Source organism: Vibrio sp. J2-3(2022), from assembly GCF_021725735.1.
In the GTDB taxonomy this organism is placed as follows: Bacteria; Pseudomonadota; Gammaproteobacteria; order Enterobacterales; family Vibrionaceae; genus Vibrio; species Vibrio diabolicus.
In genome coordinates this window covers 175,941-192,496 of the sequence record NZ_JAKKCK010000001.1, presented here as the reverse complement: position 1 = coordinate 192,496, position 16,556 = coordinate 175,941, and the positions used below count along the sequence as shown (strand labels likewise).

Below are 16,556 nucleotides of genomic sequence, written 5' to 3'. Positions count from 1 at the left end.
AGGAGATTTTCTCGCTGTTCTTTCATCGAATAAATTACGTAACAACCCACTCTAGAACTGCTTTGAATCAAAATACAGAAATAAAAAAGCAGCCCGAAGGCTGCTCCTAATCGTTAACATCAAGCTTGTTAACTCTATATATTTACTTCAACGCTCGACGTCACTGGCGACTTTCTGAAACGATTGATAAAGCGATGAAGAAGCCCCTTAATCGATCTGAAAATATTTTTAATATCTTCAAGCATTAAATACAAACAAGGCACCAGCACTAAAGTCAGAACCGTTGCGTACAACACCGCAAAGCCCAAAGCTACAGCCATTGGTATGACAAAACGCGCCTGCAAGCTCGTTTCAAACATAATCGGCAATACACCCGCAAACGTCGTTATTGAGGTGAGCGTGATCGCTCGAAAGCGTGCACAGCCCGCTTCAACCACCGCTTGTTTGATGTTCATACCCTTTTCTCTCACTTGGTTTACGTAGTCTGTCATAACTAGAGAGTCGTTGATAACCACGCCAGCAGCGGCGATCAAACCAAATGTCGACATCATACTGATATCCAAACCTAGCCAGAAGTGGCCCCAAATCGCCCCCGTCAGACTAAATGGAATGACTGACATTACAATCAAAGGTTGGGTGTAACTTTTTAACGGTACGGCTAACAAGATGTAGACGATGATCATGCCTGCAATAAAGAACAGAATCTGTTCATTACGCTGCGCTGCCTGCTCTTCAATATCACCACCCAATTCCGTTTTCACACTCGGGAAGACTTGCTTCATGTCCGGTAAGATATTGTCGTCAATGACCTTCACGATTTCTTGAGGTTCAACCAATTCTTCGTCTATCGAACCATAGACATAAACGGTTTGATACCCGCCTTCACGTCGAATGCTACTCACGCCCGGCTGCTCGTTGATCTTCACCACATCACCCAGCATGACCTTCTTACCTGCTGGCGTGGTAATCACAGCGTAACGTAATGATGAAAATGCTTCACGTGTCAGTTGCGGGTAACGCACCATAACTTTGATTTCTTCACCATCACGAATAAGACGCTGTGCTTCACCACCGTAGAAGCTGCCACCCACTTGCTCTGCGATCATTGTGAGATCCAGTCCGAGATCGTACGCTACAGGCGCAAGAGAAAGGAGCACTTCTTTGCTTCCTGAATCAATAGAAGATGAAATATCGTATAACCCTTCTTCCTGCTGTAAACGCTCTATCAAGTAACGCCCAGCCTCGTTCAATTCATTAATATTAGAACCAAACAGCAAGTAACCAAACTCATCTCTGTCACCGCCACCCGCGCTCTGCTCGCGGATTTTGATGCTCTTCATTCCAGGAATAACTGGCATAGCTTCACGCCAACGTCGAGCAAGTTCAAATGTATTGAACGGGCGTAATTCCTCATCAACCAATGGCACCAAAACACGGCCTTCGGTGCGGCTTCTGTTGTACGAAAGCACATCACGAATCATGCCTTGACCATGTTCTGCGGTGGTCTCAGATTCAATTTTTTGCATCACTCGTTCGATGGTCTTAAGAGCACTGATTGTTTGCTCGCTTGAAACGGTATCGTTCATTTCAATAGTGATCGCAGGATAGTCAGTAGGCACTTTAGGGTTAGGGATCACCCGAACATAGTTCGAGTTGATCAAAGCCGCGCTGATCAGCAGTAAACCGCAAAACACAGCAAACACGGTCCAGCGCCAATGCGTACATGTCGTGACAAAGTTACGATACGTACCGTTTACAAAGCCAAAAAAACGTTGGTTAAATCGGTCACGCCAGCCACCAGGTTTAACTGGCTTAAAGTGAGTATGTGCGAGGTGAGCAGGAAGGATTAACTTCGATTCAATCAAACTGAAGATCAAACAAAGAATCACAACGCCCGCGATACCATAGAAGAAAGCACTGTCAATACCGCTAGACAACAAGAAAGGGGCAAACACGGCAATTGTGGTTAAAACGCCAAAAGTAGCTGGCGTGGCAACACGTTTGACACCGCGAACCACATTTTCGACGCCACCGCCTTTTTCTTCAATTTCGCTGTAGGCGCTCTCTCCCATCACGATGGCGTCATCGACCACAATACCGAGCACCATGATGAAGGCAAAAAGAGATACGATGTTTACCGTGATCCCTAATGCAGGCATCATCATCACCGCGCCAAGAAAACACACTGGCAGCCCAATCATTACCCACATTGCCAAGCGAAAGCGCAAGAAAATGGTCAGCATAATCGCCACTAGAGCAGCGCCTTGCAGCAAGTTTTTCAACATCATGTCGAGACGACCATTTAAATAATAGGTCGTATCCACTAAGACTTTGAGCTTAACGTCCTGCGGCAATGTCTTATTTTTTGCTTCGATATAATTACGAACAGACTCGGCAACAGGGATAATGTTCTGATCACGAGTCGCTTCAACAGACATGTAGATCGCATTTTGCCCTGAGTATTCAAAGTAGCGCTCTTCTTCCGTAAAGCCATCTTTGATCGTGGCGATATCTTGCAGTAAAACCTTCGCACCATTTGCGCCAAGCTTTACAGGAATATTCCTAAATTCATCACCACGATAGTACTGATTTTCAATCCTTACTGCGATCATCCCTGAGTTTGTTTTGACTTCACCCGCAGAAAAGTTGGCAGAATAACGACTGATCGCTCTGCTGATATCGCTCAACGTCAAGTCGTATTTACGAAGAACAAGTGGATCAACTTCAATCGCTATCTCTTCCTCTGGTGCACTCAAATACACCAACATGACATTTTTGAGTTGAAGTAATTCATCCTCGACTTGCTTAGCAATGGGTTTGAGCTCTTCAAGCGGTCGGTCCCCAACTAACCCCATTTCTATCACATCTTGACGCCACTCAACTTGGTAGACATTGATCGGTTCCATACCGGCAGGTAAGTTGGATAAAGTATCAATGCGTTGATTTACATCATCCAAGACACGCTTGATATCAGCATTAACGTCTACCTCGATAGAGACATACGCGCTACCTCTAGAGGCCGTTGAGACCGTTTTTTTAATCCCGGTGACATCTTTAATCGATTCCTCAACCTTAACGAGAATACTTTCTTCAATTTCTTGAGGTGAAGCGCCAGGATAAGTCGCACGAACATCAATGTAGTTCACCTCAATGTTCGGAAACATCTGCCTTTGAATAAAGAGAAAACTCACCACACCCATGATGATGATGAACACCATCAAAAGATTGGCAGCGACGGGGTTATTCGCAAAATAGGCAATTAAGCCCTTTTGTTTAGTATCTTCCATGACAAACTCCTACTTACTGTACGACGGTTTCGGAGTCGTCACTCTTTTTTGCGATTTGTACCGCCATGCCTTTTTGAGGGTACTCCGGCAAGGTAAGTACCAGCTTATCACTTTGCTCTAAGCCATCCCCCACGAGTAAAAACTCACCTTCTGCTCTCAAGACCGTTACCGTCCGAGGTTGAAGTTGATTCTCACCATTCACTACCCATACCGTGCGATTTTTGACTAATTCCTGTGGCAGGCGATAGATATGCTTTAGCTCCTTACCTGTGAAGCTCACTTCAACGTAGGAGCCAAATTTAATTGGAGGCTGCTGATTATCAATACCATATGGGTCAGCGATTTGAATGACCATGTTAATCATTCGGGTAGCGCTATCAATCATGCCTAAATCACGAACCACTCGACCTTCTCTAGTGGTAGAAAACACACCTTGCTGCGTTACTGTCGCAGTGAGCTCACCAATGGATTCGGGTAAAAATGCACTATCAAAACCGGCAATTGGTACATGCACCTCCGCCACTTCAATGTTATTTAGCGTTGCAACTCGAGAGCCAGATGTGACAAATTGACCAACACCAATGTCACGCTCAACAACCAGCGCATCGTAAGGTGCAACGACTTTGCAATTTTCTAAATCTCTTTTTGCTCGTTTGAGTGCCGCTTGAGCCGACTTCACTTGCGCTTGCGCGCTCAAAACCTGAGGCTTACGTAAATACAGGTCTGTCACTTGCTTATCGCTCAGTCTCTTGGCCTGGCGTTTTGCCACTTCCGCTTTGGCTTGCTCCTCAATCAAGCTCGCACGTGCGCTAGCTAAATTGGCTTCGGCTTGCAAAACCGACGCTTCGTAGTTGTCACTTTCAATCGTGAACAGCACTTCTCCTCGTTTCACGATCCCACCCGTTACAAAATTAGGGTGCCAACTTATCACTTCACCACTGACTTGCGCGGAAAGGTGTGTTTTTTCAAAAGGGACTAACTCACCATGGCTGGTTATCACCACTTTATGATCGGTAGGAAAAAGAGAAGAAGCCTGAACGGTAGGCTCTGTAATGGCATCTTTAGTTGACTCTTTTTCCGGAGCTGTCGCGGCGATTGCGGCATATCCTGCATAAGAGCCACCAACGACAACGAAAGGTAAAAGCCAACGTAATACGGGTTTTGCTAACATCGAAAATCCTTTTTTATTGTTGTTTTCATCACCATGCTTTTATTAAATCTTTGACTCCCTGTAAGCATGATGGTGAGGGAATTACATTTGAATAGACGTCAAAGCAGCGCGTACCTTGCTTTTTCGGTTGCTAACTACAGAGTTATTGCCAATTCAAAGTTAATAAAATTAACAAAAAATTAACCAACTTCGCAACTTGCCCTGACTTAACTCTTCTTTTAAATAGCAAGGGACGTGCCAGGCATTTATTTATTAAAATTCAAATAGTTATTATTACTCAACTATTTTAACCAGTGTGCTATTGGTCATAATCACCAGATATTAGTGATTATGACCAATTCAGACACAATCATAATTAAAATAAATGATTATCTGCGTTCAAAAAGGTGAACTTAATCCCGAGAACATGACAATTCATTGATTAATAGCCCGTTATCCAACCTTGTTGGATGCACGCTGCGGAAACTTAGGTCTATAATTTCTGATAAGTAACACTCTGTAAGACAAGGAAATGTACTTTGTTACATACACTCGCTAAGCTGCTCTTCCCTTCTTTATTCACAATTTTATCGGCATGTTCATCCGTGTCATTGAACGATCCCAGTGAAAAATCCACTAGCTTCCAACTTGGGTATCAAGGTGACTCTGTGCTTGCACAGTACTTTGAAGCTTACGGGAAAGACCCAAAGTCAATCACTGGCTTTTCTCCTTTAAATCAAGGACACGATGCCCTTCTTGCTCGCACCTCTCTAATCGAGTCCGCACAAAAAAGCCTTGATCTTCAATACTATATTTACCGTGGTGACGAAACGAGTCAGCTAATAACGTGGCGCTTGTATGAAGCTGCAAAGCGTGGAGTCCGAGTAAGGCTGTTGCTTGACGATATGCAAAAGCGAAACGATGACGTGATGGCTGCCCTCAATGCACATCCTAATATCGAAATCCGCTTATTCAATCCGCATCAGTATCGCGACTCCCGCTGGTTCGCACTTGCCAGTGACTTTGAACGTCTTAATCGCCGTATGCACAATAAATCTCTGATTGCAGACAGTGTTTCTGCCATTGTCGGGGGTAGGAATATCGGCAATGAATACTTTTCTTTCGAATCACAGGTCGAATTTGGTGATTTTGATCTACTGCTCTACGGTGAGGCGGTACAACAAACTGCAGATCAATTCGACCTCTATTGGAATAGCGCCTATGCGATACCAATGGAATGGATAACACCGGACTCACAACAAATTACCGACCTGGCGATTCAAAAGCAGGTCGACAAACTCCAGCTAGAGGAAAAGTTCTCAACCGGCCGTTATGACTTCACTAAACTGGATATGTACCAAGCTCTCAAACAAGGCAATCTCAAGCTCTACTGGGGAGAAGCAAAAGTATGGTTTGACTTACCCGATAAAGTTGCGACCCGAGAGAGCCAACTTATTGATAATTTAACGGAGCTGGTTAAAAGTGTTGAACATTCATTTGTTCTTATCTCCCCCTATTTCGTCCCAACCGAAGTCGGCACTCAAGCATTGAGTAACGCGGCCAAGCGAGGTGTTGATATCACGATAGTAACCAATAGTCTCGCCTCTAACGACGTGTTTGCCGTGCATGGTTGGTACGCAAAATATCGAACAGACCTACTCGAAGCTGGGGTCAAGCTATGGGAAGTAAAAGCGAGCGCGAAACTCAAAAGCAAGTGGAGCCTAACGGGGAGCAGCAGAGCAAGTTTACACGCAAAAGCAATGACGATTGATGACAAAACTCTGTTTGTTGGCTCGATGAACTGGGACCCACGTTCAGCCGCTTTGAATACCGAAATGGCCGTTGTTATCGAACAGCCAGAATATGTGCAAATGTTTCTAGAACAACTGCCGAATCAATTGTCGAATAACGCCTATGCCTTAACTCTACGCGACGGAGACATTGTCTGGACTGACATAAAAACAGGCAAAGAATATGATTCTGAACCAGAGGCCGGAGTATGGCGAAAAATGGGCGCTTGGTTCTCCGGCATATTGCCAATTGAAGATCAGCTATAACAATTGCCAATATTTCAAAACCTCCCCCGATAAAGCAATACAAGAATGGACACTAGATTTGGGGAAACACAATAAATACAAGGAAGTTCAATGTCAGCACAATGGAACGAGTACTATCAGAAAATTTTAAACCAACCTCACCGCCCAAACGTAGAAAATGCCGTAAACCTACTGAAACTCGAGAGCAAAGTCGCTCTTGATATTGGCTGCGGAATAGGTCGAGACAGTCATTTCCTCCTCGAACAGGGGTTTAACGTTCACGCATTTGATAGCCATGGAGATGCAGTAAAAACTTGTTTAACACGCTTTGAAGGCCAGAAGCGTTTCTCAATTTCACAGTGCTGTTTTACTGAGTTTGACTACCCTCAATGCAGCCTGGTTATCGCGAATGCCAGTTTGTTCTTTTGCCCGGACGAAGGCTTTGAGCAAGTTTGGACCAAAATAGACAGTGCCTTACAACCTGGCGGTATCTTTTGCGGTGATTTCTTAGGAGTAAAAGACTCCTGGGTTGCATCAGAAATGCATCCGAACATTACCGCATTAACGAAAAAGGAAGTGGAAAGTTTATTCGCGGATTACGAACTCATTTCATTGAATGAAAGAGATGAAGACGGAACCACAGTAGTCGGAAGCCCAAAACACTGGCACATGTTTAGTGTGACCGCTCGCAAGCGCTAAAAGCGGTCTCTCAAGAAAGCAGCACTTCAAATCAGTGCTGCTATCAGCGATTAATTGACTGGATACACCACTTCAAAACGTTCCAAAACTAGCGTACGTTTCTCATGCCAATCTATGTTCAACTCATCGCATTCAGCTTTAAAAAATGCAGTATGCGCGTCACGCCACCAGTTTAAGGTTCTATCACCTTCGCCTTCTGCGTAGGCAAACTCTGCGGTTACATCCTCATATTTGCATGTGCTGACATCAGTAATTCGTATTACACAAACGGGGTCCCCGTTCCAATTCATGACGACTTGTAAATGACCCACTTGTGGCATGCTTTCGCCATGCTCTCGATACCAAAGCTCCATACTGCAAGAGGCGGTTTTCTGTCCAATTCGAACCAAATCGGCGCATACGTTGGCGTTGTATTCATCGGCACAATAATAGTCAGCACTAACTGATGGTACGGCTGCTCTTTGTTCTGGTGATAATACTTTTAGATACTGCTCTAAGTAATCCTTAGCTCGCGCGTCCATGCTCACTCCATTAATCATAAATTCGCAAGGAGAATAAAAGATATCTCGACAAATAACCACAAGGAACAAACTGAAAAACAACAAGAATATGACTTTTACGTAGACGACAATTATTTCTTTTGTAATAACTTTGCTAAACGTTTGTGCTATTTGCTATTGTTGCATGGTCTATCTGTACTCTTCTCGTGAAAGGACGTTTTATGCGCTTATTTATTAGTATTTTTTTCTCGCTGATACTTGCCTTGCCGACAATGGCATCGGACGAAAAGTATTCAGAATCGGATCTGTTAGATAGACCATTAATGGAACGCTATATTTTAGATGAGCTAAAAGCACTGCGTCAGGACTATCAGAGCCTAGAAAAACGAATGATCACAGAGATCACCGATCGCGAGCTGACGGTTGCGGATAAATCGTTGAACTATGCCAACGTGACCGTAACCTACTTCTTCTACATCATCGCAGGTGTCGCATCGCTGATCGCCTTTGTAGGCTGGCAATCTCTGCGTGAGTTTAAACACAACACCAAAGAGATGGCGGATAAACGATTAGAAAAGATCGCCCAAGAATACGAGAAGAAATTTGTCGCCCTTGAGCGAGATTTAAAACGCAAAACTCGCATTATCAGTGAAAACAATAAAGAAATTGAGAAAATCAACGAGATCCATAACTTATGGTTGCGTGCGCAAAGCTCACAAACACCAGAGCAACGTATTGAAATCTATGATGAGATCTTGCTGATTCGCCCAGGTGATTTAGAAGCGTTGACTTACAAAGCAGACGCCGCGATGGAAATCAACGAATACCACTGGGCACTAAGCATCTGTAACCGCGTACTTGAAGTCGATTACACCAATGGTCCTGCACTGTATCAACGAGCTTGTGCATACTCTCGTCTTGGCATTGAAGAGCAAGCCATTGAAGACTTGGAACGCGCTATTGAATACAGCCCATCTATTCGTGACTTGCTTGCCGAAGAGCGAGACCTCGAATTGCTGCATGGTAACGAGCGCTTTGAAAAGCTCTTACACCTAGCAAACGAATAATGGAATGAGCAGCATGAGTAGTCACTTTAACTTAGAAGACGCCAGCCAAGTGTTGGTTGGCGCTTTTGCCCTCGCCGTACCCATCTCTTTTTCTGAAGAGGCGTGGCGACTGGGTGAAAGCTTGCCAATGGCAAACCTGCTCATGCTGTTAAGCCTTTCTGTCATTTTCCTCAGTTTTTTCGCCTATCAAAGCGTGTTCCAAAGCCACATCAAAAATCGCGTATCCATTTTTATTTTTCGTGTGGTTATCGCGTACCTCATTGCGGCCGTTGTGGTGGCGTTAGTTCTTTTCTGTCTTGATAAGCTGCCACTAATGAATGAGCCTTTGGTTGCGATAAAACGGGTCATCGTCATCACAATGCCGGCGTCAATGGGCGCGATCGTGGTGGACAGTTTCGACAAAGAATAGGAATAACACCTACTCTTCTAACGTTAAGTTAGAACCCGAGTGGTCTTTGCCTAACACATCTTCTGGGTTTCGCAGTGCGCAGGTTTCTAACGACAAACACCCGCAGCCAATGCATCCGCCCAAATCGTTTTGCAGGGCTTTGAGCTTTTGAATTTTTTGCTCCAACTGTTCATGCCAATGGCTCGCCATGACTTCCCATTGCTGTTTGTTTGGCGCTTGATGTTTCGGCAGCTCATCTAGCGCATGTTTGATTTCTTCTAACGACAACCCCACTTGCTGCGCCGCTTTAATCACCGCAACACGGCGCAAAACGCTGCGGTGGTAGCGGCGCTGATTACCTTGATTTCTCCAGCTCGAAATCAGTCCTTTTTGCTCGTAAAAATGTAGGGCAGATACTTTCACTCCAGAACGTTTTGCCACTTCTCCTACGCTGATTTCCATCCTTGACTCCCTGTGTATCAATTTTGTTAAAAAAATGCTTTACCTCAAGTTTACTTGACGTTTTAAAGTTGCACCATCTTAATTAACGCTAAACCCAGATGGTCTCGAAATAATGCGTTCGGAATGAACAAGTTGGTCGACAAACACAGCACCGTTATAAGTCAACGTTTTGAAATTCAAAGGGAACTTGAGGCAAACATAATGAAAAATAAAACTCAGCCGTACTTAGCTGGCCGCTTCTTTGACAGTATCTCATCTGGCTTGTTCATGATGGCACTGCCATGGGTCATGCTTTCCGAGCCCAAAATGGGCACATTCGTCGCTTTAGTTTCTCTGAGCTGCACCGCGATTTCTTTTCTGGCAACGCCTTTCTTTTCCACTTTAGTTGACCGACACTCACGCAAAGCACTCCTCGTACTCAATCAATGGATTCAATCGGGAATGGCTTTGGTGGTGTTCATTGCTTATTGGTTAGGGTTTGAGTCCCACTGGCTGCTGGCTTTTGCGCAATTGGTGTATTGGGTTTCGAGTAACTTTGCATGGACGACCAACAACGCCTTCACTCAAGAAAATTATCAGCATCACGAATACGCAAAAATTTCGGGTCAGCAAGAAATTGTAATGCAATCCACGACCCTAGGAGCTGGTGCGTTGGGTATTGTTTTGCTTGAAATGTGGGGAATGAAAGAGTTTGCTTTGTTTGCGGCCAGCGCATCCGCTTTAGCGGCGATGTTTTATATTCTGACGCCGTATACCCAACAATTAAGGGCATCAAAGTCCGTTGCTTTCATCGCACAACTCAAAGAGAGCAAACACATATTCCGTCTCGAACCCCGCTTTTATGGCTTTATTCTGCTCTCTTGCCTCTCTTATCCTGCATTGACGTATTTGAGCAAATTGGTGCCGATTTGGTTTTCTGAACAAGGCATCTCTGGCGATTGGTTTGCAGGATTCAACATCAGTTTTGGTCTCGGCTCGTTACTAACAGGTTTCATTGTCACCAAAGTGCTGAGTCGCGCCTCCCATAGCCACATTATGTTTGCTTCGATGGTCATGGTATCTCTAGCGTTTATCGGAATGAGTTTTGCGATAAGCCCGCTGACCATCTTATTGTTTACGGCTCTGTTTGGTGTGTTTAACGCGCTAAATCGCATTGCAAGAGTCAACTGGATGCATCACACCGTAGCGGTTCATCAACGAGGTCGCGTCGATGGCGGCATCAGCATGTTTGCCACCACCATTCAATCTCTCAGTTACGTGTTAATCGCGATGTTGAGTCATTACGAGCTAACACAATACGGTTTTGCAATAGCAGCTGTTGTCATGGTGTTAGCAGTGGTTTTGATGGGATTACTCAGCCGAGACGTCGAGCCGTTTAACGATCTGCCCGTTCATGCGGCTGCAAAGTAAAGCGGTATAAATAGAGATGACGAAAAGGAAGACGACCAACATCGTCTTCCTAATTTTCTACACCAGCACTTTTTTCCTCTATCGCTCATCAGCAAGGTTGGGTATTCTGAGGCGACCAACATGAGCAGAAGGAAATCGCAGTGAACTTAAGACAATTGGAAGTCTTTTACGCCGTTATGCAAGCAGGAACGGTGTCTGGTGCTGCTCGCTTACTGCACGTTTCCCAACCTAATGTCACTCGAGTTCTCGCCCATACAGAACAACAACTGAGCTTCGCTTTATTTGAGCGTGTAAAGGGGCGTCTCGTTCCCACTCAAGAAGCCAAAGCCTTATTGCCAGAGGCAGAAAAGGTCTATCAACAACTCGGACAATTTCGCTCTCTGACCAACAAAGTCAAACAGGGAACTCAACATTTACGAGTCGGTGCCCCGCCTGTTTTGGCCGCACACTTGTTAGCGCCGACTGTCGCGTTGTTGTCGAAAGAGCACGGCATCTCCTTTGAGCTCTTAACGGCCAATCGCGATGAGCTGTGCTCCGGGTTGCTGAAACATGAATTGGATGTCGCCATCGCGTTCGGTGAAGAAACACCACCAGCGATCATGGGGCACGTATTATTGAAAGAAAACTTAGCACTGATCGCTCCTAAAAGCGCAGCGATACCCGTAGAAAAGACCGTCATTTTAGAAGAACTCATCAGTCACGATTTACCCATTATCGGTTTAGATAGTCGAGACCCTCTGGGCTTGCTGTTGCATCAAACCTTGTCAGCGCGTGACGAGCATTATCAACATGCCATCACCGTACGCAGCTACTCCGCAGCGGCTGAACTGGTGAAACACCAAGCAGGATTCGCCATTGTCGATCCATGGACTGCAAAACAATATCGCCAAGATGATGCCGTCTCCGTGCATGCTTTGGAGCCAAACATGTCCTTCTCTGTCTCTATTTTATTTGCAGAGCACACTCCTCAATCCATTGCGACAAAGCAGTTTATCACCGCCCTAAAACAACAGATGGTTTAAAGGTATAACCTGAAGTTATATCTGCCTAACAAATAAGCATTCGGTTTCCTAAATCAGTCTGGCTACATTAATGAGCAATAACGATGACGAAGGGAACCATCATGCAAATTGCTCAACCTTACCTACTCTTTCTTGGCGATGTAACCGATCCACTCGCAGCAAAAACCGCGCGTGGCATATACCAATGGCGACCTGAGATTTGTCTTGGCCAAATCCGCCTGACGCCAGAAACCGTATCGCTTAGTTTAACCGACATGACACTGCAACAAGCGCAGCAGCAAGGAGCAAAAACACTGGTGCTCGGCACGGCAAATCCAGGAGGCGTCATTCCCGAAGCTTGGCAAGCAACCTTACTTGAAGCGGCAGAAATGGGATTTGAAATTGCATCGGGCATGCACCAACGTTTGGCGGAATTTGCTCCTCTTGCCGATCTAGAACAACGCGGATTAACCAAACTGTATGATGTTCGCCATTATGATGCCCCGCTCAAGGTCGGCAATGGCAAAGCTCGCGCAGGCAAGCGAGTACTTACTGTAGGAACAGATTGCTCCGTTGGCAAAATGTACTCTGCCCTCGCCATTGAACACACATTAAAGCGTAAAAACTGTCGCGCAGAGTTCAAAGCAACGGGTCAAACTGGAATTCTCATCGCAGGCAGTGGCATTTCGATTGATGCCGTAGTTGCCGATTTTATCTCCGGCGCAGTAGAAGCGATCAGCCCCGACTTCACCGACCACGATTGGGACATCATCGAAGGGCAAGGTTCGTTATTTAACCCTTCGTTTGCTGGCGTAAGTTTGGGCTTACTTCACGGCGCACAAGCGGACGCTCTGGTACTGTGCCATGAGATTGGTCGCCCGCACATCCGCAACTTACCACATGCGAGCTTGCCAACCATTGAACAAACGATAGAAGCGAATCTGGCCGCTGCTCGCCTAACAAATCCAAACGCTCAATTAGTGGGTATTTGCTTAAACACTTCGGCGATCAGCGAAGAAGATGCAGCCCAGTTATGCCAGGATTGGAGCGACAAACACCAAGTGCCCGTCACCGACCCTGTACGTTTTGGCGTTGATGCGGTTGCAGATAGGCTCCTTACAATTTAAGAAACATTTACGGTTTAGAAAATAACTGCGGTTTAGGGAAAACTAGTGAGATGAAAATTCATGTAGAACCCGTCACGATTGCTATGGCGACACCATTTCGCATCTCTCGCGGCAGTCGGACAGAGTGCCACGTAGTCCGCGTGACAATTGAACATCGAGGCATGATCGCCCAAGGAGAATGCACGCCATACCCTCGTTATGGTGAATCAGTTGAATCGGTAATTAAGGCGATTTCTCACGCCGCGCATGAACTGCAAAGTTTGTACGCCAAAGGTGACGCTGATGTGATGGCTCTCAAAAGCCAGCTTCAATCATTATTGCCCGCAGGAGCGGCAAGAAATGCGTTGGATTGCGCCCTTTGGCATCTTCTTGCGCTTTTGAGCCACAAGCAACAAGTTCACGACCTCTTTACGTTACCTGAGGCGATTGTGACGGCGATGACGGTTTCTATCGATACGCCGCAAGCGATGGCAAAACAGGCGCAAGCTTACCTTAGCCAAAGCGCAAAACTGCTTAAGGTAAAACTGGATGGTGAACACGTGATTGAGCGCGTTGCAGCAGTGCGTGACGCCGCACCGCACACGCAAATTGTCTTAGATGCGAATGAAGCATGGCAAAACCTCGACCTCGCTACGGTATTTGATCAACTCGAACCGTTTAATATCACCATGATCGAGCAACCGTTGCCACAAGACTGCGACGACGTACTCGCCAGCATTCCGCACCACATTCCACTTTGCGCCGATGAAAGTTGTCACACCAGAGAGCAATTGCATCAACTGGTTGGAAAATATGAAATGGTGAATATTAAGCTAGATAAAACGGGCGGGCTCAGTGAAGCATTATTGCTGGCCGACGATGCAAAAAAACTCGGTTTTAGCCTCATGTCCGGTTGTATGTTGGGGACGTCGCTTGCGATGCGTGCTGCGTTACCCATTGCTGCTCAGGCAAGCGTTGTCGATCTTGATGGCCCGGTGTTGCTCGGACAAGATGTAACGCCGAGCTTAGTTTATCGCGACGGCGAAATCGTTCTTTCCAAATAGCCTAAACAATCCAGAGGTTTTGATCGAAAAGTCAGAACCTCTGAGTTTATGATCTCGATTAAAAAACAATCAGCCCCATCATGAAATAAGTCACATAAATTATACGGTTATTACGGCATGCTAAGATTACAGTAGTCCAAGAAGGTGGTCTTATGCATCGAGTCATCCGGAAAATGACATGGAAGACGAATAGGCGGTAATCCCGCCCTACTCCAATGCAGTGCGTGGGTTTCTATAGCAACCCACTTCCTAGCAATTCGTAGGTTTTTCACGCCATCTTGCAAGGAGGCTCTATGCCTATCAACAAAATACGCAATATCGCTTTTGTCGGCCAAACCGGGACCGGTAAAACCACGCTGATAGAAAAACTGCTCTTCACCTGCGATGCCACGCACCATTTAGGCAGCGTAGAAAAAGGCGATACCGTTACCGACTTCGACCCTCAATCCATCCAATATCAACACAGTATTGAAGCAACGCCAGTCGCACTGCGCTGGAATAAACACCGGCTCAATATCATCGACACTCCGGGACAAAACGAGTTACTTGGCCGTACGATCAGCGTCTTTCCTGCCGTTGAAACATCCGCCCTTGTCATCGACCCTCAAACCCCACTAAACCAAACTTCCGATCGCTTATTTACCTTTGCTAAAGAGCAGCAAAAATGTCAGATGATCATCATCAATAAGCTCGATAACCACGGTCATCAGTTAGAGAGATTGATGGAGAACATCGTTGAGCATTTTGGTGACCACTGCTTACCGATCAACTTACCTTCGGCTGACGGGGAATCTGTAGTTGACTGCTATTTCGAACCAGAATTGGGACGAGAAACCTTACTTGCAACGGTAGATGAAGCTCATGAGACCTTGATTGACCAAGTTATCGAAGTCGATGAAGAACTGATGGAACTGTATCTGGAACAAGGTTCCGAACTCACCGCAGAGCAACTGCATGATCCGTTTGAAGAAGCACTGAGAACTGGACATGTGATTCCGGTCTGTTTTGTCTCTGCACAAACCGGCGCGGGCGTCGAGCTTCTGCTTCGTACCTTGGCGGAGATCATGCCCATGCCAAACGAAGGTAACCCTCCTCTATTGGAAAAGAACGGCAAAAAAATCAAAGTAAATTGCGAAACCTTAGAGCACACCGTCGCACACGTGTACAAAGTCAGCGTCGACCCATATATGGGAAAACTTGCCTACTTACGTGTGTATCAGGGTGAAATCAATGCGGGCAGCCAGCTTTATATTGGCGAAAGCAACAAGGCATTTAAAGTTGGGCACTTATATCAACTGCAGGGCAAAGATAGAACCGAGATCCCTCGTGCGCTTGCAGGCGACTTCTGCGTTTTAGCCAAAGTGGATGATCTCGAATTCGATTCAATCGTTCATGACTCTCACGAAGAAGATGGTGTTCAACTCAAAACGTTGGACCTTCCTGACTCCATGTATTCTTTGTGCTTGAAGCCTCTTAAGCGTGGAGATGAGCAAAAATTAGGAGATATGCTGAATAAAATTGCCAGTGAAGATCCTTCGCTGCGCATCGAACATCGCGCTCGCACCAACGAAACCATCATCAGCGGCCAAGGGGAGTTTCACCTCAAAGTCGCATTAGAAAAGATGGCGAACGTGTACAAGCTGGACGTCGAAACCTGCCAACCAAGCGTCGAATACTTTGAAACCATCACCAAACCTGCCGAAGGGCATTATCGACACAAAAAACAAAGTGGCGGTGCAGGCCAGTTTGGTGAAGTGCAATTGAAGGTTCGTCCACTCGAACGTGGCGCCGGATTTAAGTTCATCAACAAAGTGGTGGGTGGCGCCATTCCAACCGCGCTTATTCCCGCGATCGAAAAAGGTATTTTACAAGTACTCGAAGAAGGGGCGATTTCTGGCAACCCAATCAAGGATGTGGAAGTCACCGTTTATGACGGTAAATATCACTCTGTCGATTCAAAAGAAATTGCGTTTGTCATCGCAGGTAAGAAAGCCTTTTTAGACGCGATCAACAACGCTGATCCTATTGTGTTAGAGCCCATTGTCCAAATGGAGTTACACGTCCCAACCACAAACGTCGGTGACGTGTCTGGGGATTTGTCAGGTAATCGAGGATTAATAGAAGGCACCGAACCGATTGATAGCCAATTCACGTTGTTGAAAGCCAAATCGCCAGTAAACGAGTTGCAAGATTACGCTCGTCGATTGCGAGCTATCACGGGTGGTGAAGGCAGTTTTAGTATGACTTTAAGCCATTACGAGCCCGCGCCACCAGCAGTGCAAAAACAAGTCTGCCAAGGCAGTGCTCAACAAGATTAATTCCCTACGATTCAAATCAATCAAATAAAAAAGCGCCCTCAAAATGAGGGCGCTTTTAGGTAAATTAA

General features: G+C 45.8%; 13 protein-coding genes. 9 read left to right on the top strand and 4 right to left on the bottom strand.

Translation table 11 applies throughout. From position 1 onward, the window contains the following. Positions 1 to 134: 134 nt before the first annotated feature. Positions 135 to 3,287: an efflux RND transporter permease subunit gene (locus L3V27_RS00950; protein WP_237310751.1), complete on the bottom strand. Its 3,153-nt coding sequence runs from the start codon at positions 3,285 to 3,287 to the stop codon at positions 135 to 137. A gap of 13 nt (positions 3,288 to 3,300) precedes the next feature. Next, positions 3,301 to 4,458: an efflux RND transporter periplasmic adaptor subunit gene (locus L3V27_RS00945; protein ID WP_237310750.1), complete on the bottom strand. Its 1,158-nt coding sequence runs from the start codon at positions 4,456 to 4,458 to the stop codon at positions 3,301 to 3,303. Between the two features lie 518 nt (positions 4,459 to 4,976). Between L3V27_RS00945 and L3V27_RS00940 the strand changes: the two genes are divergently transcribed. Together L3V27_RS00940 and L3V27_RS00935 are read left to right on the top strand one after the other, a co-directional pair. After that, on the top strand, positions 4,977 to 6,494 hold the full coding sequence (locus tag L3V27_RS00940; RefSeq protein ID WP_046873810.1) for a phospholipase D family protein: 1,518 nt from the start codon (positions 4,977 to 4,979) through the stop codon (positions 6,492 to 6,494). Between the two features lie 90 nt (positions 6,495 to 6,584). After that, complete coding sequence (locus L3V27_RS00935; RefSeq protein WP_237310749.1) at positions 6,585 to 7,172, top strand: class I SAM-dependent methyltransferase; 588 nt, start codon at positions 6,585 to 6,587, stop codon at positions 7,170 to 7,172. Positions 7,173 to 7,222: 50 nt separating this feature from the next. Here the strand turns inward: L3V27_RS00935 and L3V27_RS00930 are convergent, their stop codons facing one another. Further along, a complete protein-coding gene (locus L3V27_RS00930; protein WP_237310748.1) occupies positions 7,223 to 7,693 on the bottom strand; it encodes an ASCH domain-containing protein in 471 nt (156 codons plus the stop codon). 200 nt (positions 7,694 to 7,893) lie between these two features. On the opposite strand from L3V27_RS00930, the gene L3V27_RS00925 reads away from it, so the two are divergent. Beyond that, a complete protein-coding gene (locus tag L3V27_RS00925) occupies positions 7,894 to 8,739 on the top strand; it encodes a tetratricopeptide repeat protein (protein ID WP_172605937.1) in 846 nt (281 codons plus the stop codon). Positions 8,740 to 8,752: 13 nt separating this feature from the next. Continuing rightward, positions 8,753 to 9,148 (top strand): DUF2391 family protein, encoded by a 396-nt coding sequence (locus L3V27_RS00920; RefSeq protein WP_005373896.1) that lies wholly within the window; start codon positions 8,753 to 8,755, stop codon positions 9,146 to 9,148. Between the two features lie 9 nt (positions 9,149 to 9,157). On the opposite strand, the gene soxR is transcribed toward L3V27_RS00920, so the two are convergent. After that, the gene (soxR, locus tag L3V27_RS00915) at positions 9,158 to 9,589 is read right to left on the bottom strand and encodes a redox-sensitive transcriptional activator SoxR (protein WP_005392679.1); all 432 of its coding nucleotides are present in this window, start codon (positions 9,587 to 9,589) and stop codon (positions 9,158 to 9,160) included. 201 nt (positions 9,590 to 9,790) lie between these two features. On the opposite strand from soxR, the gene L3V27_RS00910 reads away from it, so the two are divergent. The 5 genes from L3V27_RS00910 to fusA all read left to right on the top strand — a co-directional run bounded on the left by L3V27_RS00910 (position 9,791) and on the right by fusA (position 16,488). Then, on the top strand, positions 9,791 to 10,999 hold the full coding sequence (locus tag L3V27_RS00910) for an MFS transporter (protein WP_237310747.1): 1,209 nt from the start codon (positions 9,791 to 9,793) through the stop codon (positions 10,997 to 10,999). Between the two features lie 140 nt (positions 11,000 to 11,139). Further along, positions 11,140 to 12,021 (top strand): LysR family transcriptional regulator, encoded by an 882-nt coding sequence (locus tag L3V27_RS00905; protein WP_237310746.1) that lies wholly within the window; start codon positions 11,140 to 11,142, stop codon positions 12,019 to 12,021. Positions 12,022 to 12,122: 101 nt separating this feature from the next. Next, a complete protein-coding gene (gene dgcN, locus L3V27_RS00900; protein ID WP_237311543.1) occupies positions 12,123 to 13,127 on the top strand; it encodes an N-acetyltransferase DgcN in 1,005 nt (334 codons plus the stop codon). Positions 13,128 to 13,177: 50 nt separating this feature from the next. Further along, entirely contained in the window at positions 13,178 to 14,170 is a 993-nt protein-coding gene (gene dgcA, locus L3V27_RS00895) for an N-acetyl-D-Glu racemase DgcA (RefSeq protein WP_237310745.1), read from the top strand. 293 nt (positions 14,171 to 14,463) lie between these two features. Next, positions 14,464 to 16,488: an elongation factor G gene (gene fusA, locus L3V27_RS00890; protein ID WP_237310743.1), complete on the top strand. Its 2,025-nt coding sequence runs from the start codon at positions 14,464 to 14,466 to the stop codon at positions 16,486 to 16,488. The last annotated feature ends 68 nt before the right edge of the window (positions 16,489 to 16,556 follow it).

Excerpts from the sequence above, each read along its gene's own strand:
- L3V27_RS00950 (WP_237310751.1), bottom strand. The coding sequence starts at position 3,287 with ATGGAAGATACTAAACAAAAGGGCTTAATTGCCTATTTTGCGAATAAC.
- L3V27_RS00945 (WP_237310750.1), bottom strand. The coding sequence starts at position 4,458 with ATGTTAGCAAAACCCGTATTACGTTGGCTTTTACCTTTCGTTGTCGTT.
- L3V27_RS00935 (WP_237310749.1), top strand. The coding sequence starts at position 6,585 with ATGTCAGCACAATGGAACGAGTACTATCAGAAAATTTTAAACCAACCT.
- L3V27_RS00930 (WP_237310748.1), bottom strand. The coding sequence starts at position 7,693 with ATGGACGCGCGAGCTAAGGATTACTTAGAGCAGTATCTAAAAGTATTA.
- L3V27_RS00925 (WP_172605937.1), top strand. The coding sequence starts at position 7,894 with ATGCGCTTATTTATTAGTATTTTTTTCTCGCTGATACTTGCCTTGCCG.
- L3V27_RS00920 (WP_005373896.1), top strand. The coding sequence starts at position 8,753 with ATGAGTAGTCACTTTAACTTAGAAGACGCCAGCCAAGTGTTGGTTGGC.
- soxR (WP_005392679.1), bottom strand. The coding sequence starts at position 9,589 with ATGGAAATCAGCGTAGGAGAAGTGGCAAAACGTTCTGGAGTGAAAGTA.
- L3V27_RS00910 (WP_237310747.1), top strand. The coding sequence starts at position 9,791 with ATGAAAAATAAAACTCAGCCGTACTTAGCTGGCCGCTTCTTTGACAGT.
- dgcN (WP_237311543.1), top strand. The coding sequence starts at position 12,123 with ATGCAAATTGCTCAACCTTACCTACTCTTTCTTGGCGATGTAACCGAT.
- dgcA (WP_237310745.1), top strand. The coding sequence starts at position 13,178 with ATGAAAATTCATGTAGAACCCGTCACGATTGCTATGGCGACACCATTT.
- fusA (WP_237310743.1), top strand. The coding sequence starts at position 14,464 with ATGCCTATCAACAAAATACGCAATATCGCTTTTGTCGGCCAAACCGGG.